This window comes from Sphingomonas sp. EU05-FHT14C10, from assembly GCF_058790595.1.
In genome coordinates this window covers 23,559-48,848 of the sequence record NZ_JBYTEN010000002.1, presented here as the reverse complement: position 1 = coordinate 48,848, position 25,290 = coordinate 23,559, and the positions used below count along the sequence as shown (strand labels likewise).

Here is a 25,290-nt window from a genome sequence, read left to right as displayed (position 1 = left end):
TTCGGGGCCATGAGCACGCTTTCGATTGTCGGCATCGGCGGCACGACCGCCGCCACATCCTCCACTGAAACCGCGCTTCGCATCGCGCTCGATGCGGCGAAGGCGGATGGGGCGGATGTCACTTTGTTCGGCGGCGTCCGGCTTGCGGAGCTTCCCCACTTCGGCCCTGGCGTGGCGGCCAGCTCCCCCGTCGCACGCGATCTGGTCGAGGCTGTGCGCGGTGCGGATGGCGTCATCATCGCCAGCCCGGGCTATCACGGCTCGATCTCGGGTCTCGTGAAGAACGCCATAGATTATATCGAAGAGACGTCGAAGGATGAGCGCGCCTATCTTGACGGCATTCCCGTCGGGCTGATCGTCACCGCCGGCGGCTGGCAGGCGACGGGTTCTACGCTGGCGACGATGCGCTCGATCGTCCACGCGCTGCGCGGCTGGCCGACCCCGCTCGGCGCAGCGATCAAGAGCGCGAGCGGCCTGTTCGTCGACGGCTGCTGTACCGATCCTGCCGCGGCGTCGCAGCTTGAGCTCGTCGGCCGTCAGGTCGTCGAATTCGCGCGACTGCGCCAGCGTGCGCCCGCGATCGGCGCGACCGGCCCGGTGGAGGAGCAGGTATGACGACGCCTGCGGACCTCGACGACGCGAGCCTCGCCGCCGGCCTTGCAGAAACTGCGGGGCGCCTGCTCATGACGCTCAGGCAAAGCGGCCTGCTCGAAGGCAAGTCGCTCGGCGACGCGGGCGATCAGACCGCAAACGCCTTCCTGATGGCGGCGATCGGCCAGCACCGGCCCGAGGATGGCGTGCTGTCCGAGGAACGTGTCGACGATCTCAGTCGTCTCCACAAACGCCGCGTTTGGATCATCGATCCGCTCGACGGCACGCGCGAATATGCCGAAGGTCGCGACGATTGGGCCGTCCATGTCGCTCTCGCGATCGATGGGCACGCCGCGATTGGCGCAGTCGCCTTGCCCGCCCAGGGCAGGGTGCTGCGCTCCGATCAACCCCCCGCGCCCGTGGAGCGCCCGGCGCGCGTGCGGATGCTGGTCAGCCGCACGCGGCCGCCGCAGGAATGCCACCGCGTTGCCGATGCGCTCGGCGCCGAACTCATCCCGATGGGCTCGGCGGGCGCCAAGGCGATGGCCGTGCTGCTGGGGCAGGGTGATGTCTATCTCCACTCGGGCGGCCAGTATCAGTGGGACAATGCGGCGCCGGTCGCCGTCGCGCTGGGCGCGGGCATGATCGCCGAGCGGATCGACGGCAATCCCTGTTCGTACAATGCGCGCGATACGTTGCTGCCCGATCTGTTGATCTGCCCGCCGGAATATCGCGAAAAGGTAAGAGCGGCCTTGGCCTGACCTTGGTGGGCTCGCCGCCTACCACAACCATGCGACTTGTGCGGCATCAATCCATCGATTTGCGGCATTGCCTGATCGGCCGGTGCCCCCAAGGATGCCCCCAAAATACTTCGCTTCGATTTGCGCGGGCGTTCGCGGTGTGTTCTCATCACGAGCGATGTCGAGAATCGGAGAGAAGGCCATCACCAAATTTGCCCTGCTGACGCTGGAGGATGCGGTAGATCGTGGTCGCGCCGCCCCGATCGAGCGCACATGGGCGATCAAGTTCGCCCTGGCCTACCTCTATGATCGTCATGGGGGTGAGCGGCTATGGTATGATCAGTTCTGGGCGGCGATGAACCGCAGCGACATGTCGAACCACAGCAACTACCTGTCCGGCGTCATGCGATGCAACGCTCTGCACGCCGCCATTGAGGCGATCTATCGCTATGCCGGCGTGCAGCGGACGGTGCGGATGATGATCGACGGCAGAGTTGCCGGGGAAGCGGCTGACATGGATAATTCGTAACTACATTTAATGCTTGATCGTCTCTATTATTGTAGCTACATCAATTCACATGGAAAGCGAATTCGACCCCGCCAAGGACGCAGCCAACCGCGAGAAGCATGGCCTCTCGCTCGCGTTCGGGGTCGGGCTGTTCGACGATGCCGACCATCTGGTGATCGCCTCGATCCGCCCGGTCGATGGCGAGGACCGCTTCAAGGTTATCGGCATGGTGGGCGGCAAGCTCTATACCGGTGTCCATGTGTGGCGCGGCGAGCGGGTTCGCTTCCTTTCAGTGCGCAGGAGCAACGACGGTGAAGAAAGAGCATATCGCGATAAAGGCTGACCCGAGCGACCCCGAGGACTTCGATGTCACCGAAGAGGCGCTGGCAGAGGCGCAGGCGACGCGGCGACGCCGTGGGCGGCCTGCGGGCAGCGACAAGGAACAGGTGACGCTGCGGATCGACCGCGACGTGCTGGACGCGTTCAAGGTCGGGGGAGCGGGATGGCAGACGCGCATCAACGATGCGCTGCGCAAGGCTGCGGCTCAGGAGCGCGCTTGAAGCACCGCTACGTCACGCCCGCCGGCCGAAGTCGCTGGTATCCGACGATCGAGGATGCCAGGCGCGCGGCCGCGCAGGCAGGGCACGGGCATCTCGATCGCTTCGGCACCTTCTTTTCGGGGATCTTCGTCAAGTTCGAGAGCGCGCCGGACGAGCGCGATGCGCTGCGCGCCCAGCTGCGCGATCTGGAGGATAAGGCCCGCAGCGAGCGCTATGCGGCGCGCTGCGAGACGCCGCACTCCAAGGCCAGCCGCGACGCCCATGCGCGGGCGCGCATGCTGGAGGCAGAGGCGGCGGGCATCAGGCGCAAGCTGAACTTGCCGGATTAACGATTTAATCGTCCGGTAGATCGATGACGTCGTGCACGGCGACCACGCGATATGCGATCGGCCGTCCGCCGGCCACCTCCACATTCACGTCAACGTCAAAGCCCTTTTTATAGACGTTGTCATCGGCGTCCGCGATCTCGTGTCTTATGCGTTCTTCAGCCAGGGTGGACGCGTAAACGATGGGTAGTTCGCGCGGACTGATCGTCTCGATCTTCACCCTCTCTCCGGTGCGCTTTCCGGCTCGCGCGTGGGCGCGCTTGGTCGTCGTGAAAATCATCAAGACGCGCTCATGCTCGGCATCGGTCTTCCGCTCCATCTCCGCCCGATGTTCGTTTATATTGTGCTCGGCCTCGCGCGCTTCCGGTGTCGTAAACTGGAAGGCAATGCGCTGATCGGAGCCATCGAAGGCCGCCAGCGAGAGTTGCGCGTCTGAATCATGCGCCACTGCCTGAACAGTGCGCAAAAAGTCAGCCAGGTCGGCTTTGTTCACATCCGGGGAGCGCCCATCGCGCTTGAAATAGCGTGATAGACGCCCGCCGAAATTGGCCACGAAATCATGAAGATCGTTGGCGTAAGATACAACGGCCATAACCTCGCCGAGGACCGGTGAAGCCGCGAAGGCATAGGGAACGAGTTCGGCGATGATTGATCCCGCTCGAACTTCTCGAACATAAAAGCGAACGGAGCCCCGGTCGTCAGGATGCAGACCGTCGTAAAAGGTCTCGAACTGGTTTCCGAGACCGACAAAGGTGGCAACAAATTCCCCGAGTTCGACCGGCTTCTCAGTCTCGATCCGGAGTATCAGATGTGCGCCGCCGTCCATTGCGGCGCCATAAGCGGTCAAGCCAGAGGAGAATGCAAGACCCACGGTTTGAACCCTACTGCGCCCTCGGTTCGCAGGACACGATCTGCGCGCCCCGATCCTTGTGCCAGCCGCACACGCGCTTGAGCGCGTCGCGGCAGTCGCGGCCAGCCAACAGCGCCGCCTTGTCGAAGTTCAGCCCAGCGTTCGGATCGACCGTCAACGTCACCTCGTCGGGCACGGCCGGTTCGATCAGGCACACCAGATCGCTAACAGGCGGGTGATCGCTCACCGTTCGCACGGGCGGCTTGCTGCAGCCGGACACAGCGATAGTAAGCGCGGCGAGCGTCATCAGGGCTATTCGCATTGGTGGTCACCTTGTCGAGCTGGGCCGCTTCGGAGGCGGCGCGGGTTGTGTCTGCCTGCCGCTGGTCGGCGGCCTTCTGGTCGGCGGCGCGTCCGGCCTTCTCGGCAGCGAGGTTCGCCGCCGCATCATGCGCGCGGATGATCGAGCGGTCATATGAGCATTTGGCGATGCCCAGCCCTGCGAGCGCCAGCGCGACCAGCGCGGCGATCAGCACCGGCTTGGCGATGCGCTCGGGGACGCCGGCCGCGATCAGGCGCATGATGATCCATGTCATAGCTTGGGCTCCGTTCCCGCCGAAGATCGGCCCGGCGGCATCTCATCCTCGTCATCGCCGCCAGTTGCCGTGAAGCTCACGGGGCCGGCGCTGGCGGAGAAACTGCGCTTGTTGATCGCGAAGCCCAGCGCGAGGATCACCGCGCCGATGATGCCGCACAGGCCATAGGCGATGTTCGCCAGCTCGCCGGCTTGCCCGCGTCGATCGAGCATGGAGACGATCCACGCCAGCATGAGCGTCAGCACGCCCGCGCCAGCGATCGAGGCAAGCAGAGCGAGAAGCGCGCGCCAGTCACGCGGCGGCCAGCCGGGGAGGCTCATGCCGCCTGTCCGATGCGATTGGCGAGCCAGCCATAGACGAACGCCTCGTTCGCCGGACGCTTCTCGGCCAGGTCGAGATATCGCGCGCCCTGAAGGCAATCGAGCGCCTTCACCAGCACCGCTTCGCCCGCTGCGCCGCGCGTGCGCCGATATTGCTCGAGCGCGTTCAGCGTGCGCGGGCCGATCGCCCCGTCGACGGCCATATCGGGATAGTCGGTCGCCTCGCGGTTCAGGGCGTTGAGCGCGCGCTGCAGAAAGCTCGTCGCCACCCCGTCGCCCATGTTGATGCCGGTGTCGAACATCTCGGCTGCGACGAGGGGATAGACCTGCGCCACCTTGTCGAACTGCGGGCGCAGCCAATAGAGGCGCTTGTACACCTCCACCGCCATGTCGCGGGGGAAGTCGCGCATGTCGCCTTTCCAGCCCTGATTGCGCGCCGTGGCCTGCGTGACACCCCAACGGGTCGGGCCGCCCTTGTCAGCCGGGTGATTGGAATAGCCGCCCTCACGGCCGATCACCTCGTCGATCAGCTGGTCGATCGTCTTCGCCATATTGCCTCCATGGCCGCGCGGCGGCGGCATGTGTTTCAGATTGGAACGGAAGGTGACCCGGGCTGGACACGCTCGGCGGCATGGCGTCACTCTCCCCGTGAAAAGGGGAGATACATCATGCGATTCGCTCTATTGGCGGCCGCCGCAGCACTGTCGTGCGCGGCGCAGAGTGGCGCGGCTGTCGTCTATCAGGCGACGTTCTCAGCGGTGGGGCGCAACCTCATCTGGGAATGGGGCATACCGAACATCGGCTTCGGCATTGCGCCGGGTGATTATACAATCACCGTCCAGGCCCAAGGCCCCATCGCACGGATGAATGGTGGGTATGCCATCTATAAGCACTACGATTATCAATGCCGATCCGGGCCCGACGCGCCATGGCAAGATTGCGGCGGAAATGATGGCGGAGCCGAAACACCGTTTGCAGGCGGTGCCGTCCAGACGATGACGAGCGCTTTCACGATTCTACCACCTTACCAGATCGAGACTGAGGATTGGCGCGAAGCTGGCCGCTATGACCTTAGATATTTCCTGATCGACTATGACGTCGGCAACTTTGATCCGACAACAATCACCGTCACGATCTCCGACGCTGCAGCGGTGCCAGAGCCCGCGACCTGGCTCACATTGATCGCGGGCTTTGGGTTGATGGGCGCGGCGGCGCGGCGGCGCTATGCAAGCGCGCCGATGCGTGACGTTGCCGACCGAGAGGCATTGGTCAGATCGAACTGAAGCAGCGAAGTCGTCGATGCCAAGTTTCCACCTGCCTTTGCCGAGAAGTCGCCGTTGGCCTGATCATTGATCAGCGCGGCGACCGTCGAGCCAGCATTCTTGGCATTGGAAACGGTGACCGCCGAAGCAAAGCTCGTCGCCTCGGCGAAATTGCTGTCGAACGCCAGCGACAGCGTCTTGCCCGCGTCACTCGAAATGCTCCGGAAGACGCTCGCGCGGATAGAGGATCTGTCGTCCATGTTGCCGCGCAGAGCGAAGCGGGCGTCGGCGAAGGTGCAATGGAGAAAGTGCGCGTTCTGGAGTGCGACGCCAACCTGCGCGAGAATGCCCGTTGCGAAACCACTTCCGCCTACAGCGTAATTGGCGACGACAATGTCGGAGATGGTGGCGACATCGCTCAGGAAGAATTGCTGGGGAGCGATAAGCGCCGATCCTTTGACATTGATCAGCGCCATGTTTTCTACCATCGGCGAGCCGTACACGGTCGGCTGGACCACATCGCCATGGACATCGGCGACGACATAAATTTGCCGCGTCACCGATTTGACGCTTTGCGGATTGACCACGCCCCCGAAGCTGGCGTCCGTCCCGCCTGCGATCGGCGGGCTGCCGCTCGCCATGCCCGATTGTAGACAGGCAGCGGGGAGCTTGTTCGACTGGAAGACGGCAGTCCATCCCGACCCGCCGAGCTGGTCGTTGATCCGCGCGACCACATCGGACACGTCGAAGTAGATCGCTCCATCGGCGTCTGCGGTGCCGCCGACGTTGATGACCAGCCGCGTCACACCGCCGCTCTTCAGCGTGATCTTGGTGTTCGTGCCATAGGCCTTTTCCCAAGTTGCCGTTGCGTCCGCGCCCTCGTATCGCAGCGTCATCGCCGCATTTCCGCCATCAGCGGTTCCGAAATAGTCCCGATAATAGTCGTTGCGGCCGTCATCGACGGTCAGGCCATAGATGTTGTAGACCGTCTGCGTGAAGTCGCCCGCGATGGTCTTCATGCGAGCATTGCGGATCAGCGCAATGCCGCTCGCGCCGCCGACGAAGCCGTGCAGGCAATCGTGCATATAGGTGTCATCGAGGATGATGAACTTGTCTCCGCCGCTGCTGCCGGCGTGGACGAATATTTCGTTCCGGACCCCGCCCATCTTGTTGAAAGCGCCGGATGTCGCGAAGATTTCCGGGCCGTCGAGGATGACGCCCTTGGTGGCGGCACCGAACTCGTACGTCAGATAGAACCCGCCGAAATAATCATAGTCGAACTTGATGCCCGAGCCCCGGAAAATCATCCCGTTGTAGCCGCAGTAGATCTGACGCGGATTTGCGACGATCGCGGTCTCGACGCGATAGGTAATGACCACGCCCGGCGCATGGGTGATCGTGAGAAAGCCAGCGCCGCCGGCATAGGCGAAGGTTGGCCCCGTCCATACGAGCGTGGCGCTTTCCATGTGGGTGAGGCGCGGATTTATGGCGCTAACCGAGCGCAGGTAGTTGAGCGCCGCCTGCTGCGTGTTGAAGATTGTCGTGCCGTTGGCCGTGAGGCTCGCGCCGACCTGAATGTCATAATCGTAGCCGGTGAATGCCACGCGAGTGTATTTGAACGGCCCGATAACGCGACGCTGCATCGTCGCATCGCCGGCCGTCGGATCGCAGGTCCAATAGACATTGGCGCTGCCGTTCTGCGCGAAAAGGCTGTGCTTCAGGCGCGCAAAATAGCCCCAGATCGTGCGAGCGTTACCATTGGCGTCGGTATAGCTGTAGCTACCGAAGGGGATGTCGTAGCTGTTCCCCTCGATCCAGACAGAGACAGTCTGCGCGATCGGCCCCGTGCCGTTGAGCGAATAGGCGTGGACCCCGATGACGCGATTGTTGGGATCGACGACATGGCCGCCGACATCGACGAGGGTCCTCAGGACGGGCTTCGCGGTCGTTCGGGTGGGATCGGTCGGTGCTCCCGCCACTGACCCGGCGGTACCGTTCCAGCCGGCACCCGGCGCAATGTCCGTGATTGTCGGCGTGGGAGTTGGGGTCGGGGTAGGCGTCGGAGTGGGCGTAGGGGTCGGCGTCGGTGCCGGCCCGCCCGCCGAAACGACGGCCGCAGCACCCAAGCCCAGCGCGATCGATGCGACAGCCGAAGGCACCGCCAGCCGCACCATGAACTTGCGCTCACCTTCGACCTGTCCGAGCGCGATCATTACGGGATTGTCGGGCGACACCGCGCCGCCGGCCAAAAGGACTCCAAGGTCGCGCGGGTCCACCGGGGTCGCGACGCCAGCACGGACGGCGGCCGATGCAATGGCATCGTCGACCGTGACGCGCTTGGGCTCGGAGAGTGGGGGGCTCCAGATCAGGATCGTCTTCATTCGCCTGCCTCCTTCTCGGATTTGTCGGCCAGCATCCGGCGCAGTTTGATGGTGGACTCCGCGATGCGCAGCGCGGTCCAGACGATGGTGAGCAGCGCGGCGATCGACGGCAGCATGTTGATGATGGCCCCCACGAGAACGGTGACAGACAGGGCGTCGCCGACCGCCTTGGCCGGCTCGCTCAGATGGTCGAGAAGGTGACTGATGTTCATCGGTGCCATTCCCCGCGAATGCAGTGGGTGAATTCGTGCCCGATCCATTCCGGCCGATAGACGGCCGCCGGATCGACGATGTGGATCGTGCAGCGCGGGGCGGCCTCGCTGATCGTCGCGAAGGCCATCAAATCCGCCCCCTCGGCCTTCACCCCTTGATCGCGCGCAGCGGCGCGGAGTGCGGCCTGCGTCGGATAGGCGATGACGCTGACCGTCACCGTGTCGCGCGCCATCGTGGCATTGCCATATTCATAGCCGTCAGCACCGGTCTGCCCGCACGAGGCAAGGGCCAGCACCGCCGCGACCAGCAGCGTTCGCTTCATCGTCGGTCCTTTCGTCAGAGCGTGAGCAGGGTCGCGCGCGAGGCCATGAAGGCCCCGACGAGCTTGATCAGCGCGTCTTCATCCGGCGGTGACGGCCATGCCGGGTTGAACGGGTCCGCCGCCGTCTCGGGCAGATCCTTGAGCGCCTGCCGATATTCGCTCCATGCCGCCCGGTAAGCCTCATCCTTGTCGGCGAGCTGGGTCGGGTCGGTCGCGAACATCAGCGTGTCTCGCCGCGCGCGCAGGTCGGCCAGCGCCTTGGCGGTGTTCGGCACGATGGTCAGCGTGGACCAGTCGATGTCGCTGGTCGCCCAGGAGAAATCATCATCGACGACAATCACGGTGCGATCGGTCAGATCGTGGCCGTCAGTGTTGTCGACAAGCTGGGCCTGCTGCTGATCGGGTTTCAGGATCACATGCCGCATCATCCGCTCCACTGCGTCTGGAGGCTGCCGCCCACGCTGCCCACACCGCCAGCGCCCGTGCGGCGCATCATCAGCCGGACATAGAAGGTCTGCTTGGTCGACAGGCTGACGGATGAACCGCTGAACCCGGCCGTGGCGGATGGCGCGAGCCCTTCGCCCGGCGGGAACGAGCCGCTGCTGCCGCTCGACCCGCTGATCGTCGTCCACGTCGAACCGTTGAGGCTATATTCAAGATATCCGTCGATCGCCGCACTCGACCCGCCGGTGACGATCGCCGAGACGTTCCACGCGCAGGAGAAGGTGCCGTTGGGGCCGCAGAGCAGCGTGTTGCGCGCAACCTCGCCATAGCTCGTGCCGGGCGTGCTGATCGTCGTGTCATCATCGGTGGCGTATGCCGGCGGGTCTTTCCCCTTTGTGTAATTGACTATCGCGCTTCCCGGGCTGGCTCCTGCACGGCTGATCGGAATTTCGATCGAGCCGCTGTCTCCCGGAAACCCGCTGATGCCGGAGACGACACCCGAGCCGCTGACGACGATGGAGCCGGTGAGGCCAGACACGACGGGCGTGCCGTAGGTCGCGCTGCTCGTAACGTCGGCACCGGCCTGACCAACCTTGATCGAAAAGCCGGGTACAGCTGCTTTGGGCGTCCCGTTCGTCGTGCAGGGCACCGAGATTGAGCTCGGCGCAGAAATGGTCAGCGCGTCAACGCCATTTGTGCCCGGATTTCCCGGTTGCCCCTGAATAGCCGCCTGCAAGTTCGCGACGGTCCCATAGGCGCTGCCCCAGCGGGATTGCCATGTGCTGGCGCTGATCGCCGTGTCGGTTGTGTTGTCGGTCCACGAAGGCGAGAGACCTATGAGGTAGCTGTAGAGCGTCCCCATTGCTGAACTGGCGGCAGCGCGCTCCGTAGCAGCAATGCCGAGCGCTGCCGCTTTGGCATCCAGCGCGCCCCAGTTGCTGTTGAGCCCGTCATAGGCGGTGTAGACCTGCGGCTTCTCGCCGCGCGACAGGACGCTATCGCTGCCGATGTTGTTGACGGTGGTGATCAGCGTCGAGGCGGGCACGCCGTTGACGTTGAATGTGTCGAGCGCCGTGTTCTCGCCGGTTACGTCAGCACGATAGGCGCTTGTCGGTCCCTCGTTCCAGACGGGCGGGATCGTCTGCGCCGGGTCGATATAGGCGAGCAGCATGGATTCGAGCGAGATGGTGACGCTGTCGCCCGAAGATATCGAGTTTCCATAAAACTCGATCCAAAGCCATTTCGCGCCAGCCGGCACGTCGACATAATATGCAGCCTCCTGCATATCCGACGAAAGATCGCGCGAATATCCCGGAAAGGCCGTGCCCACCGCCTCGGCGATCGGCGTGGACGTGGGGTTGTCGTAAAAACGAAAGACGCCTGAAAAGTGAGCATTTGTGCGGCTGACAGAGCCTCGTGCGCGCACCGCGATGCGCTGTCCAGGCCGAACCTGGAAGAGGTGCCAGCCACCAAGCAGCGACCCGCCGTCATATGCAGAAACGCTGCAAAAGCCTGCATCCGCACCGGGATCCGGAGCGGGACTGGATAACAGGAGCTTCCCGTCGGACCACGTCAGAACGCCGTTTCCAGCCTCGCCGGACCATGGCTTACCCCACTGACTCACCCCAAACCGAAAGGCGCTGTTGGCGAACTGGTTGACGCCATAGGCCCAGTCCGACGGGAGCAGGGGGTTGTTGAGATAGTCGTAGCGCGTTGGCGTCGGCGGCGTCAGCGCCGGGCTTTCCTCAGCATCCCAGGCGTATATGGCGGGATTTTCGATCTGAAGCACCAGCTCGCACACGCCATCGGGCTGCACCGTTTGCTGTGCAACGCGAAACTTCATATTCGCCCAGCCAAGCGGCGCGAAATTGAGATTGACGATCCGCCCGACCTGCGCCGCCCAGCCCTTGGCGTTGAACGGCGCGGTGAAGGTGCCGAGATATTTGAGCCGCTGGATCTGCTGTTTCGCCAGGCGCTGCGCCTGTCCGATCGATTGTACGCATGGCAGATCAAGCGAGAGGATGCGGTCTATGCCATCGCCGCTGTCGATCGATGCCTGGGGATAATCGACCAACTGGTAAAGCGCGGACGGGCTGGTGTAGCGCCCGCGCACGATATTGCGATCCTCGCTGATCGGCGAGGTCTGCTCCCATGAAAATGGACCGATCACGTCATCTTCGGTGAAGCTGATCACCGGAGCCGACAGATCGTTGTGAAGCACTGAAAGCGACAGCCGCCCGCCGCCGTCGCGCAGCACCGCGTTCATCGATGTTTCGATGGCGCCCCGCACCGACGCGCCATCGTCACCTTCGGAGAATATCCCGTCGAACCGATAGCGCGGCTCGGTCCCGCCTGCCGCCAGCGTTACCGGCTCATCGCACAGATTGGCGCTGTCGATGAATGACGCCATGTCGATCCGGTTTGGCGGTATTCCGCGCCCGATGGCCAGCTTTCCGCCAATCCGCCAGCCCAGCAGGTAATTGAGCTCGACCAGCGCTGGATTGCGCCCGATTTCATCGCCGGAGACCGACCACGCCCATGTCGACTGATCGTCAGCACGCATGGAACCCGATCCGCCCGCCGTCGAATCCCGGCGCGGATCATAGACCTTCATAGCCCGCCCGACGATCGTCATCCGGTTCGGAACGGTCGATGCGAACGGGCTTTCGGCCTTCTTGCTGTTGCCGGTCAGCTTGTAGCGGATATGGACATAGGCGCAGCCCGTCAGGCGGCGATTATTCGCCGCGTTCCACACGCTGTCGATATCGATCATGTTCGATGCTGAGCCTTCGAGCACGACATCGACCTGCAGATAGCCCGAATAGGCCGACGTCACCCCGCCGCTGCTGGACCAGGCTTGTTGCTCCTCGATCCAGATCTCTTCGACCGACTGGACCGCGTGCGAGGCGCAGACGATGATCTGGTGATAATATTCCTGATCGGCTCCGGTATAGGCCTGATACCGAATATCGGTAGCCAGCGCGGTGCGGCCATAGACGATGGTGCGCGGCGTCGTACCAACCAGAGTCGCATTGAGACGATTGCCTGTCGAGCTGCTGATGCTCGGCGATTTCGGTCCAAGCCCCAGCGCCTTCGAGGCCATGCCAAGCCCGGCGGCGAGCCCCAGCGCCGTAATCCCCTGGATGGCCGTCACTGCGACGCCAAGCGCGGAGAATGTGCCCCCCAGTGCGCCAACGATCGCACCGCTGACGGCCTGTCCTGCGCCCGGAATGACGTTCACCGCCACCGCTGCGACGACGAGCGCGATCTTCAGTATCTTGCCCATTTCGTCAGACTCGCCAGGCCAGCGACCATTCGGCGCGCGCGATGCGGACCAGTCCGTCCCGCTCGCCTTCCGCGCCGACGAACAGCGCATCGCCGCCGATCGCCACACCGATCGATCCGCGTGCCTTCACCAGATCGCCGCGCCGCGCGAACGCAGGTCGGCAGCGCGTCAAATAAGTATCGAACGTCTTGACGATCGTGCCAGCGCCATGGATGCGCAGCGCCTCCGCCGCACCGCGCGCATCGCTATATGTCCCGCGAAATGCAGCGCCATGGTCGATGCCGGTCAGCGACGCGACCACGTCCGCGCCCCACAGCGCGCAGTCATGCGATCCCCATGCAAATGGCGCGTCGAAACGCTCGGCGATCAGCACGGAAAGCCGATCGTCCCAGTCTGGCAGCCGCATCATACCTGTTTCACCCATGGAGTGCCGATCGGCGATCCTCCGCCGATCGCAGACGACCCGCCTGAACCGGGCGCAACGCCGCTCGTCGAACCGATTCCGTTGATCACGGCCAGCGTCGCCTCCGCCGATCGGTCGAGCGGATCGAAGTGCGACTGATCGAGATAGTTGCGGTTCGATGCCGGCGTCAGCGCGGCAAGATAGGTCTCGATCGATATCTCGATCACGCCCGCCTGCGCCGATCCACGCATCGTCGCGCTGACCATGCGCCCGGTGTAATAGTTCCAGAAACTGCCCTGTTGGGCATAAGCCTCATTGTAGATTCCGGCCCACAGACGCGCCTCGCGTCCCCGCCATTTGCTCTCGTCGCCGATGATGTTGAGCAGATCGTTGTCAGGCAGGATCAGGCCGGACAGCGAGGCCGTGACGCTCTCCGCCCCACCTTCCTGATATTTGACCGCCGAGACATCGACCATCGTCGGGTCGACCGCGCTGAACGTGTAGCCGTCGAGATCCGAATCGCCGGTCCCACTCATCACCAGCGAAACCGGCCACGTCGTCGCGCGCACGGGATCCCCGACGATATCGAGCCAGCAAAGGAAGGCAGGGCGCACCACTGCGCCGCCCAGGGCGGCGGAGGCCGTTGCGTCGGGCATGGACATCAGAAAGTCTCGGTGCCTTCGATCTTGATCGAATAGATTTGCCCGGCGTCGACCGAATAGGGCTGCGCGCTGGCGTTGAAGGCGATCCGCGCCCAGGGCAGGCGCGTCTCGACCGTCGCACCGCTTAGCGACGCCAGCAACATCGGCTCGACGATCGCTGCGCCTGCGCCGGATTCATTCGCCATCACATTGCCGCGAACGACGACGAGCTGCTCACGCCCGTCGGCATAGGTGATCGTCATGAATGCGCCATCGGGCAGGAATTGCGCCGATACAGGCATGCCGGAAAGCCCAACGGAGAAGCCCCCGGCCACGCCGCTGGTCACAACAGGATTGGCGCCACCATGCTGCGCTTCCTCGACTGCGATCAGCCGCGTCGTGTTCACTTGCCCGCGCATGCCGGCGAGGAACGAGCGCCACGGCCTGAAGGCGCCCTCGCGGATGATCGGCACATGGTCGGCGCTGACGGTCCAGTATGCAGCGCCGGGAAGCTGCGTCACCTGGCGCCTGTTGGTCCATTCGGACTTGTTGACCTGTGTCGGCTGATTGAGCGTCCACTGCGCATTGCGGAAGCTGTTGTCAGGCAGGGTGACCAGCGCCATCAGAGCCTCCCCCGCCGGAGCGCGCTCGTCGTGCGAACCTGCGCTGCCGAAACGATGGCCGGCGCCGCCGCGAGCACGCGATTGTCGCTGATGCTGGAAACGCGGGCATCGAAATAATCGCTGGCCTCGACATGGACGATCACCTGCGTCGGCGCGGTCGGCGCGGCGCGCCTCATTAGCGACGACGACGGAACCGTCGGCGAGACTATCGGCGCCCGTGGCGTCACCAGCCCGCCGTCGGCGAATGCCTGCAGCTTGCCCCTGTTGATCGCGTCGAGCAGGGGAAGGTGATCGCGGGTGGCGGCGGCGTTCACGATGAACTCGCCATTGGACACGCGCGCAACCATACTGTCAGACCGGCCGGTGCCGGGGCCGGAAAGCAATCCGCCGGTAGCGAAGCCGGGGATGCTCACCTTGCCGCCATCGGCGAATCCGATCCCACCAAACAGGGCGGTGGCGAGTGGCTTGATAACGGCCTGCTGGATCGCGATCCGCAGCAGGTCGCCGATGATCTGGTTGGCGACATTCTTGAAAGCAGCGCCGAGCGATTTTGCTCCCATGATCGCGTCGGTCAATTCGCTGTTGAGAGACTGGAGGCCCTGGACCTTGATCCCGTCGATCGCCTCTTTCACTTCGGCCGCCGACTGCGGCAGCGATCGAAGATACGCCTCCCCGGGGCCTGCCGTCGACTGCATGATGCCGGCTTCCCGGACGCCATAGCGGGCGTTGAGGGTGCCCTTGTCGGTGCGGGCACGCGCCTTCTCTTCCGGGCTCGTCGTCGTCGATTTCAGGATATTGTCGAGCGCAAGCTCCTCCTGCTTGCGCTGGAGGTCGAGCAGGCGGAGTTCGATCGCGCGGCGCTCGGCAGCGGTGCGAGTAAGGCCGGCCTGCTGCTCCAGTATATCGCGCTGCGTGTCGAGCGCGCGGGAGGCGACCGAAGCGGCCTCGTCGACCAGCCGCTGCTGCTCGCGCGTGTCGATCACGGCCGTCTGCGCGGCGGCGGCCTGATCGTTGAGCTTCTGCAGCGCCTTGACGCGCTCGGCGGTATAGCGGCCCGCCTTCCCCTGCAGGGCGATTTCGTCGTTCTTGCTGACCCGATCCGCCTCCACCCGGTCGCGCTCGATCTGCGCCCTCTCGGCGGCCGAATTGGTCAACTCGGCATGGGCACGGGCGATGGTGTCGTTTGCGCTGCGCTGGGCCGCCGCATAGGCGCGCGCATCGTTCGCGGCGTCCACGACGGCCTGCGCCTCCTTCCGGCGCGCGGCGGCGGCTTCTCGGGCGGCCTTGGCGGTGTCTGTGGCCGATGGAGTAGGCTTCGGCGCTTCCCGGCGCTGGACAGGCCCCCACGCGTCGACTCCGGCGCCCCGGAACCCGAAGCGATCGAGCAACACCTGCTCGCCAAGCTCCAGCCGGCGCATCCGGGCTGACGCGGTGGAGGCATCCCGATAGCGCCCACCGAAATTGCTGCCGGTGCGCTGGTCGCGATTGGAGAACGGACTGTTGCCCGTCAGCACCGCGCCGAGCGGCCCCTGTCGCGACAGCCAACGGGTGGCGGTATCGACCTGATCGAGCGAACCCTGAATGTCGATCGTGCCGGCGCCGGACTTACCCCAATCCATGCCGTAGATTTCGCGATAGGCGTCGCGCGCCGCGTCGAGCAGCGGCTGAAAGGCGCTGGACAGGCCGGCGAGGCTTGCCTTGATGCTGATCGCCAGATTTTCGGCCGCCGTCTCCAGCGACTTCATGTCGGTCGCGCCCTGCGTGGCGAAATTGGCGATCGACTGCGAGAATTGGCCGCCGCGATCGAAGGCCCCGAACGTGATGACGGCCGCGTTGCGGATCTGCTGCATCGATTCGTCGAAGGTCTGCGGGAGCTTGGCGAACTCGGCGTCGAGCGTCGCAGTGAAGCGCTTGTCGGTCAGCGCCGTATAGAGGATTTCACTCGTCAGCTTGCCCTGCGCCGCCAGCGCGCGCAACTGGCCCGCCGGGACGCCCAGACTGTCAGCAAGCAGGCGGAGAATGCGGGGCGACGCTTCGGCGATACTGTTGAACTCGTCGCCGCGCAGGACGCCAGAGGCGAGCGCCTGGCCGAATTGCAGCGTCGCGCTGGCGGCTTCCTCGGCGGTCGCCCCGCCGATCTTCAGCGCCTTGGAGAATGTCTCCGTCGCGCGCGCCGCATCGCCCTGCGTTCGCCCCGATTCCCCGGCCGCGCGGATGAAATTGCCGTAAAGCGAAGCCGTCGCCTCGAGCGAGGTGCGGGTCTCGGCGGCGATGCGCCGCACGTCCGCCTGCGCTTCGCCGAACGAGCCAAGCCCCTGCGTCGCCAGCCGCAACTGCGCGTCGAGAGACTTGGCCTGATCGGCGAGCGATAGGAAGGTTCGCGCCGACGCGCCGACGCCGAGCACGCCCAGCCCGGCCGCCAGCGCGCCGATCGAACCGCGGACCTTGTCGAGATTGGCCTGAAGGGCAGGCATCCCCCGTTGCCCGACGCGCGCCATGCGACCGTCGAACCGATCGAGCAGGCGTTGAGCCTGCTTATCGAACTTGTCGACAGCGCCGATACCCTGATTCATGCCCCGGCGAAGCAGTTCGACATTGGCTTCGACGTTAAGGAGCAGCGCTTTTACGTCCGCGCGTTCGGCCACCGGATTTACTCCGCCTTGATGGTGCCGTCAGCGTTGAGCTTGCCGGTCAGATAGGCCGACAGGGGGGCGAGCAGGGCGGCCGATACCTTCATCGGCCCCGCCTCGACGATGGCCGCCGCCACGGTGGGCCGGTTGGTCGACATACCCAATTTGGCCGCCTCCACGCCGCCAAAGCCGAAGATCGGATCGCCCGGTTCCGCGACCGCCAATCCCGAGACGGCCCCGGCGAGCTGGTCGAGCGTCAGTCCATCGCCGGCCGCGCGGTCGACGAGACCGAAGATCGTGAGACCAGACAGGCGCTCGACGGCGATCAGGCGATCGACCGAAGGCAGAAGCTCATATGATTTTCCGGAGAGACTAACGCTCCATTCGGGCGCAATAACAGGCGTGCTATTAGTTGACATCGGCTCAAATCCTAAATGCTTAAAAGTCGATATTCGCGGCGTAGGCGCGGCGGCCCTGAGAACTAAATATGCGCGGAACGGGCGACCTGGATTGGCAACTCCGTTAATCTTCTTCGCTCGGACTATTGATCAGCTTCCACGCTTCGAACGCCGACCAGAATTCATGACCGGTGCTCATCCAGAACTGGTCGGCTGTCCACCCGAGACAGGCGCTGGCGAGTCCAGCGATTCGACGGCGGGGGTCTCGGGGATCATCGTCGTCCCCACCGTCTTCAGTTCCCCCGACGGCAAGCACCCACCGCTCGCCGCCAGGCCGAGCACGAGGCTCACGCGCGGCATGACGTTCATGACGCCCACCGAATAGAGCAGTTCGCCGATGCGCTCGGCGTTCACACCACGCGCCGCAGAGGCGTTCGCCTTGTCGATCAGCGGCGTTGCGTCGTCGACCTGAAGCGACTGCCCCCATGCGCGGACCAGCTCGGCGACGATGATTGCCATCTCGTCCTGATTGAGGGCGGACTGTTCCGCCTGCATGGCCAGCGGGATCAGTGCCCGTCCGAGCATGCTTTCGATCTTGCGCACCGCCTGCCAGCTGGGCCGCAGCACGAAGCGCTGTCCGTCGAGTTCGATATCGACTTCGCCGCGCAGTTCATCGGCCAGGTTCATTCGTCATCCCCTTCGTCGATCAGCATGGCCGCGACTTCCGCCGCGACCATGGCGGTTCCGGCCGCCGCGATCTCGCGGGCAAGGTCAGCCGTCGCCGGGCGCGGCTCGTCCAGAAAGGGAGCGAGCGCGCGCGCGACGAGACTGGCCGACGGCCGATCACAGAGAAACTGGCGGGCTTCGTCGACCCCAAGGCCAAGGCCGGCCGCCAGTTCATCGGCCAGGTTGTCGGGGCGAGCCGTATCATACGACTTCGCTCCGATCCTGATCGTGCCGGCCATCAGGCGAGAACGTCGGTCCCGGGCGCAGCTGCCAGCGTCAGCTGGGCCGTAACCTTGAGCACATCGTTCTTCGACATGTCGGTATCGAAGTTGCCGATATACATCGACGCCTCGAACACGACATCGCCCGCAGCACCAGCCGATCCACCCTTGCGGACCTGAAAATTGACCGGCGTCGAGCCCTGCGACAGCGTCTCGAACCGGGTGTAGCCGTTCGCGTCGGGCAGGTTGGGGTAGAGTTCGACGTCGACCGTCAGCGTCTTCAGCCCGGGCGCTTGCGTGCCATAGGGGAAGTCGTCCTTCGTCGACGTGTCGATCGATCCGGCCTGCCGGCTGATCTTGAGGGTGGTCTGACCCTTGATCTCGTTGAAGGTGCCGGCCGTGGCGCTTTCGATCCAGAGCCGGTAGTCATTGCCTAGGCGCTTCGCCATCGTGCTTCTCCTTCCATGAAAATGAGGGGCGCTGGCGAAGCACCCCCCGGAGACGTTGAATTTTCAGAAAAATCAGGCGCGAGAGACGAGGATCGTCAGCACCGATTGGCCGAGGTAGATGTTGCTTTCGTCGTCGCGGATCGCGTCGCCGCTTTCGAACGCGAAGGTCAGTTCCCACCCGTCGAGCGTGGTCGCAAACCCATCGAAAAGCGTTTCGATCTGTTCGATCAGATCAAGGCAGGGCTTCCGCTCTTCGCCTTGGGTGATCGACTGGATGGTGAGGCTGACGAAGCGATCGCCGCCGTCGTCCTTGGCGCCGACGCTGCGCCCATCCATGTCACCGATGATCACGATGGGCAGCGCGGCCTCGTCCGGGACGTGCTGATAGACAGCCGCCCCAACGATGTTCGGCGCGAGCCGCTGGTAGGCGGCAAGCTCCGCGACGCTCAGCGCGCTACTCATAGCCACCCCCGCTGAGCGCCTTCAGGCCCCGCTCGAAACCACGGCTCAATTTGACGGACAGAGCGCGGCGCAGGTTGGTGAACTGGCCCGTGACGAAGCGCGTGCCCTGCATCGCGCGGACGCGCATCTTGTACGAAATGACGCCGGAGCCGCTCTTGATGCCCCGGATATACGAGCGCGCCGATCCACGCTTGAAGCGCCGAACGGTCACGACCTGCGCCCGGCGGCCGCGATCCTGAATGCGCCCGTAAAAAGGGGCGTCTCGACCAAGCAGGCCTATTTTCAGGCTCAAGCGACCCTTGAGAACCCGATATTTTATGCCCCGCCGCAGAGCGCCCGTCTTCTGACGCGCGCGGGCGCGCATGGCCGACACGAACTGCGGACCGGCTTCCTCGAAAGCATCGACGATCTCATTGCGATAGACCTGCGGGATCGCCTTGAGCAGGCGCTTCGTGCGCGCGCGGCCCCGAACTTTCGACCGCGCCATCAGACGCCCGTCCCGACTTCGCAGGTCATTTCCCAGCGGTCGCGCCGACCATAGGGATCACCCAGCATCCTGATATTCATCGGCGTGCCGTTCCACAGCAGGCGGTGCTGGGAGGTGAGGCCGGGCCAATAGCGGATGACGACCTTGTAGAGCATCGTCTGACGCTCAGCGCCGAGCCGAAGCGCCTCGTCGCCGCGAAGGGGGATGATCTGCGCCCATGCGGTCCCGACCTGTGTCCACCCGACGGGATTCCAGCCGCCGCGCCCATTGGGCTCGCGATGCTCGATCTCGATCGACACCAGCTGGTTCAGGTCGCCGGCAGCGAGCGCAACGAACTTCATACCATCCACCGTCGATGAAACTGGCAAAGCCCTTTGGCGCTGTCGGCGGCCTCCGGCGTGACCCGACGATCGTCATAGAGCGATCGGATGATCACCAGCGCCGCCGTGAGCAACTCGTTCGGGATCGCATCGGCCGACGAATATCCGGCCTGCACAGTGACGCTCACCGCATCATCGACGCCGCCCATGGTCGCCGGCCACGCGGCAGCGCTCGGCACACCCGACGCAGCGCGCCCTACCTGCGCGGGGCGCGTGATCGCCATGAGGCGATATTCGCTATCGGCGAGCTGGGTCGCGGTGCCGTCGGCCGCAAAATAGTTGATGCTGACGATCGAGTTGACCGGCCAGGCGCGGAGCCTCAAGCGGTTGAAACACTTGAACTGCTGCGTGACCGGTCGCGACGCGAGGATGATGCCGGTATAATCCTCGACCCAGCCGATGCCCGTCAGCCGGAACTGCGCGAGCGTGTCGTCCTCGGCATCGGTCGTGATCCGCAGCGCCGTCTTGATCTGCGCCAGCGGCAGCAGATCGGCGGCGGACGCCTGATTGAGCACATATTGCCCGTATAGCTGGACGACGGTCTCGGGCGGCGTGCTTTCGGGCAGGCCGAGGATCGCGCGCATCTCGTCGATCGTCATGGCCGCCTCCAGCGATAGGAGTAGATCCGGCCATCGGAGCGCCGCGCGTCCAGCGTGAGCAGCACCGGCTCACCGTCCATAATGCCGCCGCGCGCAGCCTCCGGCCGCATTGCGGACAGATTGGGCACGAACGCCACGATCCCGCCAGACTCCCCCGCCATACCGTCGAACAGTCCGTCGACGATCAGGCGCACCCGGCGGCCATTGTCGACCGACATCAGAGCTGCTCCACCTGAAGCACGCCTGTCCGCTCATATTCCTTGAACGGGTCGGAATCGGTGCGGACGAGGACAGAGAGGCCGATCTGCACGCCGCCATTCTGGAAGGCAGCGTTGTTCTGGAAGCCCGCAGCGCAGAGGAACCAGAACTGCGTCATCTTGCCGTCGGTGCCGATGATCGGCGTGCGCCCGGTCGATGTGTCGATCTCGATGCCCACGGCCGCCCCGGCCGCCGACATGGTGATCTTCTGGATCGCCGATACCTTCTCGTCGCTCAGCAGCAGCCCCGACCAGTCGATCGCGAACGGCGTGCGGTCGGACGGATCGAAGATCGCCGTCCAGCGATAGGCGCTGGTCGGCACGGTCACGTCGCTGGCCCCGGTGCCGCTCGGCACGGGCGTCGGCTTGATCGTGCGCTCGCTCGTCGCGGTGATCGCCCCGGTCGCGGTGATCGGACCGCCGACGACTGCGCCGTCCGCTGCAAGGGTCAGTCCGCCCAGCGTCATCGCCGCCGCGCCCTTCACGATCACGTCGGCATCGGCCGCCAGCGTGACCGCGCCGAGCGTGATCGCGGCGGTGCCGACGATCGGCGGATTGGCGACCGCGCCGGCTGCGGCGAACTGGATCGCGCCGAGCGTAGCGGTAAGGCCGCCCGTGCTGACGATCGGCTGCTCGTTTTCGTAGGCGCCGGCAGCGGCGGCGGCATCTGTGCGCCGCGCGTGACCCTGCAGATCGAAGGGCAGCACACCCGTGCTGACCGGAATGCGGCCATAGGCGGCATTGCTGGAGCCGGTGAGACGCGCATTGGAGCCGCCGGCACCGGCGGTATAGGTGGATCCGTTATAGGTCACCGCGCCGTAGGTCACGAAATTGACGGCGTTGGGCGTCACGCTGCTCGTCCCGATCGACGCCTTCAGGCCCGGATAGTCCTGCCGGAACTGCGGAAGACCGGGGCCGGCGTCGAGATAGAGACTGACTTCGCCGCGACACCCGACCCCGTGGAGATAGGACCAGTTGCCGACATGGCTCGACGCATCCGCCAGCCCCGAATTGACCCCGGCAAACCAGTCGCTCTTCGTGTTGATTTGCGCGTGGATATTCCCGACGAACGATTGCAGCTTATGCGTGCGCAGATTGCCGTTCGGCCCGTCATCATAGAGAATGTTCGATCGCCCGGCGCTGTTCGCGCCCAGGATCGTATTGTGCCAGACGCACAGGTGCGTGATCGAGCCCGTGTCGGCGTCACGCGACGGGCCGAACGAGACCGATATGCCCGCGCCTTTCCATTCGAGCAGGTTCTGGATGAACGCGACACCGCTGACCGCCGCGCCGCCCGGCGACCACACCTCCGCCGTCGCGCCCATGATCCTGTTGAAACAGACCATCGTGCCGTCGCGGCGACCGGCGACCCAGCCGAAGCCGGGGGCGACGGCGAAGCTGCAGCCGAACACGGCGGTCGCATCGAGCGGAAATGGACCGCCGCTCGTCGCAGCGCCGCGAAACAGGCCAATCTTCTGCCCGGTGCTGGCGACGAAATCATTATCCAGGCTGGTCGCGTTCAACCCGCCTTCGATATAGACGTTGCCCGAGAAGCCCTTGAAGCCGCTCCCCCCGCCCGTGTAATCGACGTTGCGCCACACGGCCTTGGCCATGTTGAACGCATAGATGCCGGTGCGCTGGATCGTGACATCCTCGACCCGCACCCAGCTGATATTGTCATAACCCAGATTGGCCGAGCCAAATTGCAGGATCACGCTGGCCCGCGTCGCCGCAGGGTCGCGGGTGATCAGATTTTCCGCCTTCGACTGATAGGTGTTGAAGACGTTGCCCGCGCCGAAGACATGCGTCCCCGCCTTCAGCCGCACCTCGCAGCCATCGACCGTCGCCCCGCCGATCAGCGCGCGCAGTTTCACCCAGGCGCCGCCGATCGTCGCGACCGGCGATGCCGCCGCCGTCGCCGCATTGGCGCTCGCCACCCCCGTGCTGTCGCTGCCGCTCGTCGAATCGACATAGCAATAGAGCGGCGCGGCGGCGCGCGACGTATTCTTGCGATAAAGCTGCGCGCAGAAACCCGTGCTGTCGACCGCGAGCGCCGAACTGTCGGCGACCGCACCGGCACCGCCGATCCACGGATAGACCTTCGCATTCACCGTGATATCGGCATTGTCGGCCAGCGACGTGATATCCAGCACCGCCTTGTAGGCCAGAACCGGGCACTGGTCGTTCGCGGCCGTCGAAATGGCCGGCGCAGCGACCGTCTGCGATATCGTCGTCGTGCCGTCGGTCGCCGTGAATATGACGGCGGCGATGGGCATCAAGCCGCGTGCATTGCGGTGGACCGCGAAAATCTCGACCGAAATGCTATTGCCAACGATGCGCCGGTCGGACTGGAGCCACTGCGCGATCGGCTTGGGGCTGATCTCGGTCGAATTGTTCGTGACTCCGGAGATCGTGTCGGTCGAATAGACATAGTCGGACAGCGAAACGGTGGCAGCCGAAAGCGACGCCTGGTTAGGATAGGCCTGACGCACGCGCTTGGTCAGCGTGATCTGCTCGACATAGACCGCCGCCGCCCCCGTCGCGTCGAAGCCTTGCCGCGAGACCGAAATCGTCTCGGGCGAGCTGTCGGGCGCAAAGGTAGGCGGCGTGCCTGAATATTCGGCCGACCAGCCCGCCGCGTTGATCGAGGCAAGGGCCATATCAGGCGTTCGGGGCGGTGAGCGAGAAGGACGTGACTGTGACCGTCTGCCCCGAAACGATCGACGTGTTGTCGAGCGTCATGTCGCCACCGCCGCCGGTCGCGGTGACCGTGCCCTGCATGTGGCGCGTGGTGCCGTCGTTCGCGACGACCTCGAAATGCGCGGCAACGCCAGAGGCATCGGCGGCGGTGTCCTGCCATGTGCCGAGCAGCGCCTTCACGCCGGCTGCGGCATCCTGCATCCAGTTTGCGGGCAGGTTGAGCGTGGCAAGCACGGTGCCGGTCGAAGCTGCCGCGACGTTCGCGGGCGGCGCGCCGGTGCGAATGCGGAGGATGGCCGAAGCGGCGATAGCCACCTCGATCGCATCGAGCATGGCATTGCGGACGGCGGTGCTCAGTTGCAGCGTCATCGGGATATCCTTGGGAAAAGCGAGGGCCGCCGGGGCGAGCGGCCCTCAGTCAGGGGGGAGGGCTTATTCCGGCTGAGCGGGCGCCGGCTCGACAGACGAGAGATTCTTCTCGACCGCTTCGAGATTGGAGAGAGTGGGATCGTTCATGTCGATCTGATCGGTCACCGGCGCCTGCGCAACGGCGGCCGCCGGTTCCGGCTTTTTAGCTGTGGACATCATGTCCTCCTTCTGGGTTGCTCGGGATCATGGTGCGGAACCGGCCAAAGCCGGCTCCGCGTTCACAATCAGGCCTGCTTCATGGCCCGCATATATTCCGGGTTCTGGACGCCCCCGCCGACGCGCTTGGTCGTGTAGAAGTGCACGTAGGGCTTGTTCGTGAAGGGATCGCGGAGCACGCGCGTGCCGACGCGGTCGATCACGAGATAGGTGGCTTCCATATCGCCGAAGAGCATCGAAATGTTGCCCGTCGCCATGTTCGGCATGCCGGGAACCTCGATCACCGGATAGCCGACAAGCGTGGAGGGCTGGCCAGCGGTGTAGCTCGGCTGCCAGATATAGTTGTTCTGGCCATCCTTCAGCTTGCGGATGTTGCCGAGCGACGTCCGATTGAGGAAGAACTTGGCGTTGGCATTGCGCTCGCTCGGGAGCGAATAGACCAGCGTCAGCACCTCATCGGTCGTGACCGCGCCGACTGCCGCTGCGGTCGTTGCGAGGATCGCGCCGAACGGGTGCGTCGCGGCATTGGCGCCCCCGGTCACGTAGTTCAGGATGCCGATCGGCTTGTTCGTGCCGTTGCCCGACAGGAACGCGATGTTTTCCTGAATGGCGAATTCGCCGTCGACCTCGTTGGCCAGCCATTGTTCGAGATCGATCGCCACATCGTCCAGCGCGATCTGCGAAATTGCCGGGTTGGCATAGAGCTCACCGGTATTGAAGGTGAGCGCGGTCCAGCCGGGAGTCGCGGTAATCGGGCGAGCAGCGGTCTCGCCGACCCAGCCAGAACCGATCACCCCGTCGTTATAGACGCGAGAGAAGCCGTTGGTGCTGATCGAGATCACCTGCGCATTCTCGCGAATGGGCGAGATCTGCTTGAGCTTCTGCGTGATCGTGCGATCCCACTCGGTCGGCGCGAGGTAGCCGCCGTCAGTCGCGACGCCGACAGTCATGGCCGCCGACACGTCACCCCGTCGCATGTGCGCCTTGAACGCCTTCAGATATTCAGGGTCGGTCGGCTCAAGATCGCTGCCGCCGCCGAGCTGGGCGACGGCGATCTTCTTGGCATGCTCGTCGATCGCCTTCTCGAGTTCGCTCATGGCCGAATTGATCTTGTCGAGCTTCTCGGTCACGAGCGCGTCGTCGGCCTTCGCCTTGAGGTTGGCGTCATTGGTGGCCTTGAATTCCTCGAAGGCGCCGTTGAGCGCCGCGATAAGCGCCTTGGGATCATTGACATCCGCGCGCGGCATGGCGGCGACGGCGCGGGGGGCGGCGGCAAGGTGCGCCGACAGGCTCGCCGTGCAGGCGAGCAGGGCAAACTGCTTCTTCATTT

34 protein-coding genes are annotated in these 25,290 nt (G+C 64.6%); 7 read left to right on the top strand and 27 right to left on the bottom strand.

Annotated elements, in window-relative coordinates:
* The first annotated feature begins 9 nt into the window (after window positions 1–9).
* The 6 genes from AC3WT0_RS02920 to AC3WT0_RS02895 all read left to right on the top strand — a co-directional run bounded on the left by AC3WT0_RS02920 (window position 10) and on the right by AC3WT0_RS02895 (window position 2,728).
* Window positions 10–615, top strand: a complete 606-nt coding sequence (locus AC3WT0_RS02920; protein ID WP_492751332.1) for an NADPH-dependent FMN reductase — start codon at window positions 10–12, stop codon at window positions 613–615.
* Window positions 612–1,352 carry a 3'(2'),5'-bisphosphate nucleotidase CysQ gene (locus AC3WT0_RS02915; RefSeq protein WP_492751331.1) on the top strand — a complete coding sequence of 247 codons (741 nt, stop codon included), beginning with the start codon at window positions 612–614 and terminating at the stop codon, window positions 1,350–1,352. Before AC3WT0_RS02920 ends, AC3WT0_RS02915 begins: the two co-directional genes overlap by 4 nt.
* Window positions 1,353–1,509: 157 nt before the next feature.
* On the top strand, window positions 1,510–1,860 hold the full coding sequence (locus AC3WT0_RS02910) for a hypothetical protein (protein WP_492751329.1): 351 nt from the start codon (window positions 1,510–1,512) through the stop codon (window positions 1,858–1,860).
* A 13-nt stretch (window positions 1,861–1,873) separates the two neighbouring features.
* Entirely contained in the window at window positions 1,874–2,182 is a 309-nt protein-coding gene (locus tag AC3WT0_RS02905; RefSeq protein WP_492751327.1) for a BrnT family toxin, read from the top strand.
* Window positions 2,151–2,399, top strand: a complete 249-nt coding sequence (locus tag AC3WT0_RS02900; protein ID WP_492751325.1) for a BrnA antitoxin family protein — start codon at window positions 2,151–2,153, stop codon at window positions 2,397–2,399. The genes AC3WT0_RS02905 and AC3WT0_RS02900 overlap by 32 nt, the downstream gene beginning before the upstream one ends.
* Entirely contained in the window at window positions 2,396–2,728 is a 333-nt protein-coding gene (locus tag AC3WT0_RS02895) for a hypothetical protein (protein ID WP_492751324.1), read from the top strand. The genes AC3WT0_RS02900 and AC3WT0_RS02895 overlap by 4 nt, the downstream gene beginning before the upstream one ends.
* A gap of 4 nt (window positions 2,729–2,732) precedes the next feature.
* On the opposite strand, the gene AC3WT0_RS02890 is transcribed toward AC3WT0_RS02895, so the two are convergent.
* Genes AC3WT0_RS02890 through AC3WT0_RS02870 form a run of 5 tightly spaced genes read right to left on the bottom strand, consistent with a single transcriptional unit; the run spans window position 2,733 to window position 5,042 of the window.
* Window positions 2,733–3,596 (bottom strand): hypothetical protein, encoded by an 864-nt coding sequence (locus AC3WT0_RS02890; RefSeq protein WP_492751323.1) that lies wholly within the window; start codon window positions 3,594–3,596, stop codon window positions 2,733–2,735.
* A gap of 10 nt (window positions 3,597–3,606) precedes the next feature.
* Window positions 3,607–3,792 (bottom strand): hypothetical protein, encoded by a 186-nt coding sequence (locus AC3WT0_RS02885; RefSeq protein ID WP_492751322.1) that lies wholly within the window; start codon window positions 3,790–3,792, stop codon window positions 3,607–3,609.
* Window positions 3,793–3,799: 7 nt separating this feature from the next.
* Window positions 3,800–4,171 carry a hypothetical protein gene (locus tag AC3WT0_RS02880; protein ID WP_492751321.1) on the bottom strand — a complete coding sequence of 124 codons (372 nt, stop codon included), beginning with the start codon at window positions 4,169–4,171 and terminating at the stop codon, window positions 3,800–3,802.
* On the bottom strand, window positions 4,168–4,491 hold the full coding sequence (locus AC3WT0_RS02875) for a hypothetical protein (RefSeq protein WP_492751319.1): 324 nt from the start codon (window positions 4,489–4,491) through the stop codon (window positions 4,168–4,170). Before AC3WT0_RS02875 ends, AC3WT0_RS02880 begins: the two co-directional genes overlap by 4 nt.
* Complete coding sequence (locus tag AC3WT0_RS02870) at window positions 4,488–5,042, bottom strand: glycoside hydrolase family 108 protein (RefSeq protein WP_492751318.1); 555 nt, start codon at window positions 5,040–5,042, stop codon at window positions 4,488–4,490. The genes AC3WT0_RS02875 and AC3WT0_RS02870 overlap by 4 nt, the downstream gene beginning before the upstream one ends.
* A 117-nt stretch (window positions 5,043–5,159) precedes the next feature.
* On the opposite strand from AC3WT0_RS02870, the gene AC3WT0_RS02865 reads away from it, so the two are divergent.
* On the top strand, window positions 5,160–5,774 hold the full coding sequence (locus AC3WT0_RS02865; protein ID WP_492751317.1) for a PEPxxWA-CTERM sorting domain-containing protein: 615 nt from the start codon (window positions 5,160–5,162) through the stop codon (window positions 5,772–5,774).
* Here AC3WT0_RS02865 and AC3WT0_RS02860 read toward each other — a convergent pair.
* The 22 genes from AC3WT0_RS02860 to AC3WT0_RS02755 form a co-directional block, all read right to left on the bottom strand.
* Window positions 5,714–8,134 (bottom strand): hypothetical protein, encoded by a 2,421-nt coding sequence (locus AC3WT0_RS02860; RefSeq protein WP_492751316.1) that lies wholly within the window; start codon window positions 8,132–8,134, stop codon window positions 5,714–5,716. The genes AC3WT0_RS02865 and AC3WT0_RS02860 overlap by 61 nt on opposite strands.
* A complete protein-coding gene (locus AC3WT0_RS02855) occupies window positions 8,131–8,346 on the bottom strand; it encodes a hypothetical protein (protein ID WP_492751315.1) in 216 nt (71 codons plus the stop codon). The genes AC3WT0_RS02860 and AC3WT0_RS02855 overlap by 4 nt, the downstream gene beginning before the upstream one ends.
* On the bottom strand, window positions 8,343–8,669 hold the full coding sequence (locus AC3WT0_RS02850) for a hypothetical protein (protein WP_492751313.1): 327 nt from the start codon (window positions 8,667–8,669) through the stop codon (window positions 8,343–8,345). Before AC3WT0_RS02850 ends, AC3WT0_RS02855 begins: the two co-directional genes overlap by 4 nt.
* Before the next feature lie 14 nt (window positions 8,670–8,683).
* On the bottom strand, window positions 8,684–9,094 hold the full coding sequence (locus tag AC3WT0_RS02845) for a phage tail assembly chaperone (protein WP_492751312.1): 411 nt from the start codon (window positions 9,092–9,094) through the stop codon (window positions 8,684–8,686).
* Entirely contained in the window at window positions 9,094–12,399 is a 3,306-nt protein-coding gene (locus tag AC3WT0_RS02840; protein ID WP_492751311.1) for a hypothetical protein, read from the bottom strand. Before AC3WT0_RS02840 ends, AC3WT0_RS02845 begins: the two co-directional genes overlap by 1 nt.
* 4 nt (window positions 12,400–12,403) lie before the next feature.
* Complete coding sequence (locus AC3WT0_RS02835; protein ID WP_492751310.1) at window positions 12,404–12,808, bottom strand: DUF6950 family protein; 405 nt, start codon at window positions 12,806–12,808, stop codon at window positions 12,404–12,406.
* Window positions 12,805–13,464, bottom strand: coding sequence for a hypothetical protein (locus AC3WT0_RS02830; RefSeq protein WP_492751308.1), 660 nt, complete (start codon window positions 13,462–13,464; stop codon window positions 12,805–12,807). The genes AC3WT0_RS02835 and AC3WT0_RS02830 overlap by 4 nt, the downstream gene beginning before the upstream one ends.
* Window positions 13,464–14,066: a hypothetical protein gene (locus AC3WT0_RS02825; RefSeq protein WP_492751306.1), complete on the bottom strand. Its 603-nt coding sequence runs from the start codon at window positions 14,064–14,066 to the stop codon at window positions 13,464–13,466. The genes AC3WT0_RS02830 and AC3WT0_RS02825 overlap by 1 nt, the downstream gene beginning before the upstream one ends.
* Complete coding sequence (locus tag AC3WT0_RS02820; protein WP_492751304.1) at window positions 14,066–16,711, bottom strand: tape measure protein; 2,646 nt, start codon at window positions 16,709–16,711, stop codon at window positions 14,066–14,068. Before AC3WT0_RS02820 ends, AC3WT0_RS02825 begins: the two co-directional genes overlap by 1 nt.
* Window positions 16,712–16,716: 5 nt before the next feature.
* The gene (locus AC3WT0_RS02815; protein WP_492751302.1) at window positions 16,717–17,115 is read right to left on the bottom strand and encodes a hypothetical protein; all 399 of its coding nucleotides are present in this window, start codon (window positions 17,113–17,115) and stop codon (window positions 16,717–16,719) included.
* A 174-nt stretch (window positions 17,116–17,289) separates the two neighbouring features.
* The gene (locus AC3WT0_RS02810) at window positions 17,290–17,781 is read right to left on the bottom strand and encodes a GTA-gp10 family protein (protein WP_492751300.1); all 492 of its coding nucleotides are present in this window, start codon (window positions 17,779–17,781) and stop codon (window positions 17,290–17,292) included.
* Window positions 17,778–18,059: a hypothetical protein gene (locus AC3WT0_RS02805; RefSeq protein WP_492751299.1), complete on the bottom strand. Its 282-nt coding sequence runs from the start codon at window positions 18,057–18,059 to the stop codon at window positions 17,778–17,780. The genes AC3WT0_RS02810 and AC3WT0_RS02805 overlap by 4 nt, the downstream gene beginning before the upstream one ends.
* Window positions 18,059–18,490: a phage tail tube protein gene (locus AC3WT0_RS02800; protein WP_492751297.1), complete on the bottom strand. Its 432-nt coding sequence runs from the start codon at window positions 18,488–18,490 to the stop codon at window positions 18,059–18,061. The genes AC3WT0_RS02805 and AC3WT0_RS02800 overlap by 1 nt, the downstream gene beginning before the upstream one ends.
* 72 nt (window positions 18,491–18,562) lie before the next feature.
* On the bottom strand, window positions 18,563–18,952 hold the full coding sequence (locus tag AC3WT0_RS02795) for a DUF3168 domain-containing protein (protein WP_492751296.1): 390 nt from the start codon (window positions 18,950–18,952) through the stop codon (window positions 18,563–18,565).
* On the bottom strand, window positions 18,945–19,439 hold the full coding sequence (locus AC3WT0_RS02790) for a hypothetical protein (RefSeq protein ID WP_492751294.1): 495 nt from the start codon (window positions 19,437–19,439) through the stop codon (window positions 18,945–18,947). The genes AC3WT0_RS02795 and AC3WT0_RS02790 overlap by 8 nt, the downstream gene beginning before the upstream one ends.
* Entirely contained in the window at window positions 19,439–19,780 is a 342-nt protein-coding gene (locus AC3WT0_RS02785; RefSeq protein ID WP_492751292.1) for a phage head closure protein, read from the bottom strand. Before AC3WT0_RS02785 ends, AC3WT0_RS02790 begins: the two co-directional genes overlap by 1 nt.
* The gene (locus AC3WT0_RS02780; RefSeq protein ID WP_492751290.1) at window positions 19,777–20,418 is read right to left on the bottom strand and encodes a head-tail connector protein; all 642 of its coding nucleotides are present in this window, start codon (window positions 20,416–20,418) and stop codon (window positions 19,777–19,779) included. Before AC3WT0_RS02780 ends, AC3WT0_RS02785 begins: the two co-directional genes overlap by 4 nt.
* Window positions 20,415–20,636, bottom strand: a complete 222-nt coding sequence (locus AC3WT0_RS02775) for a hypothetical protein (RefSeq protein WP_492751288.1) — start codon at window positions 20,634–20,636, stop codon at window positions 20,415–20,417. Before AC3WT0_RS02775 ends, AC3WT0_RS02780 begins: the two co-directional genes overlap by 4 nt.
* Complete coding sequence (locus AC3WT0_RS02770; protein WP_492751286.1) at window positions 20,636–23,335, bottom strand: hypothetical protein; 2,700 nt, start codon at window positions 23,333–23,335, stop codon at window positions 20,636–20,638. The genes AC3WT0_RS02775 and AC3WT0_RS02770 overlap by 1 nt, the downstream gene beginning before the upstream one ends.
* A 1-nt stretch (window position 23,336) precedes the next feature.
* Window positions 23,337–23,744, bottom strand: coding sequence for a hypothetical protein (locus tag AC3WT0_RS02765; RefSeq protein ID WP_492751284.1), 408 nt, complete (start codon window positions 23,742–23,744; stop codon window positions 23,337–23,339).
* Window positions 23,745–23,807: 63 nt separating this feature from the next.
* Window positions 23,808–23,960 (bottom strand): hypothetical protein, encoded by a 153-nt coding sequence (locus tag AC3WT0_RS02760; RefSeq protein WP_492751282.1) that lies wholly within the window; start codon window positions 23,958–23,960, stop codon window positions 23,808–23,810.
* A gap of 68 nt (window positions 23,961–24,028) precedes the next feature.
* Complete coding sequence (locus AC3WT0_RS02755) at window positions 24,029–25,288, bottom strand: phage major capsid protein (protein ID WP_492751280.1); 1,260 nt, start codon at window positions 25,286–25,288, stop codon at window positions 24,029–24,031.
* Between the last annotated feature and the right edge of the window lie 2 nt (window positions 25,289–25,290).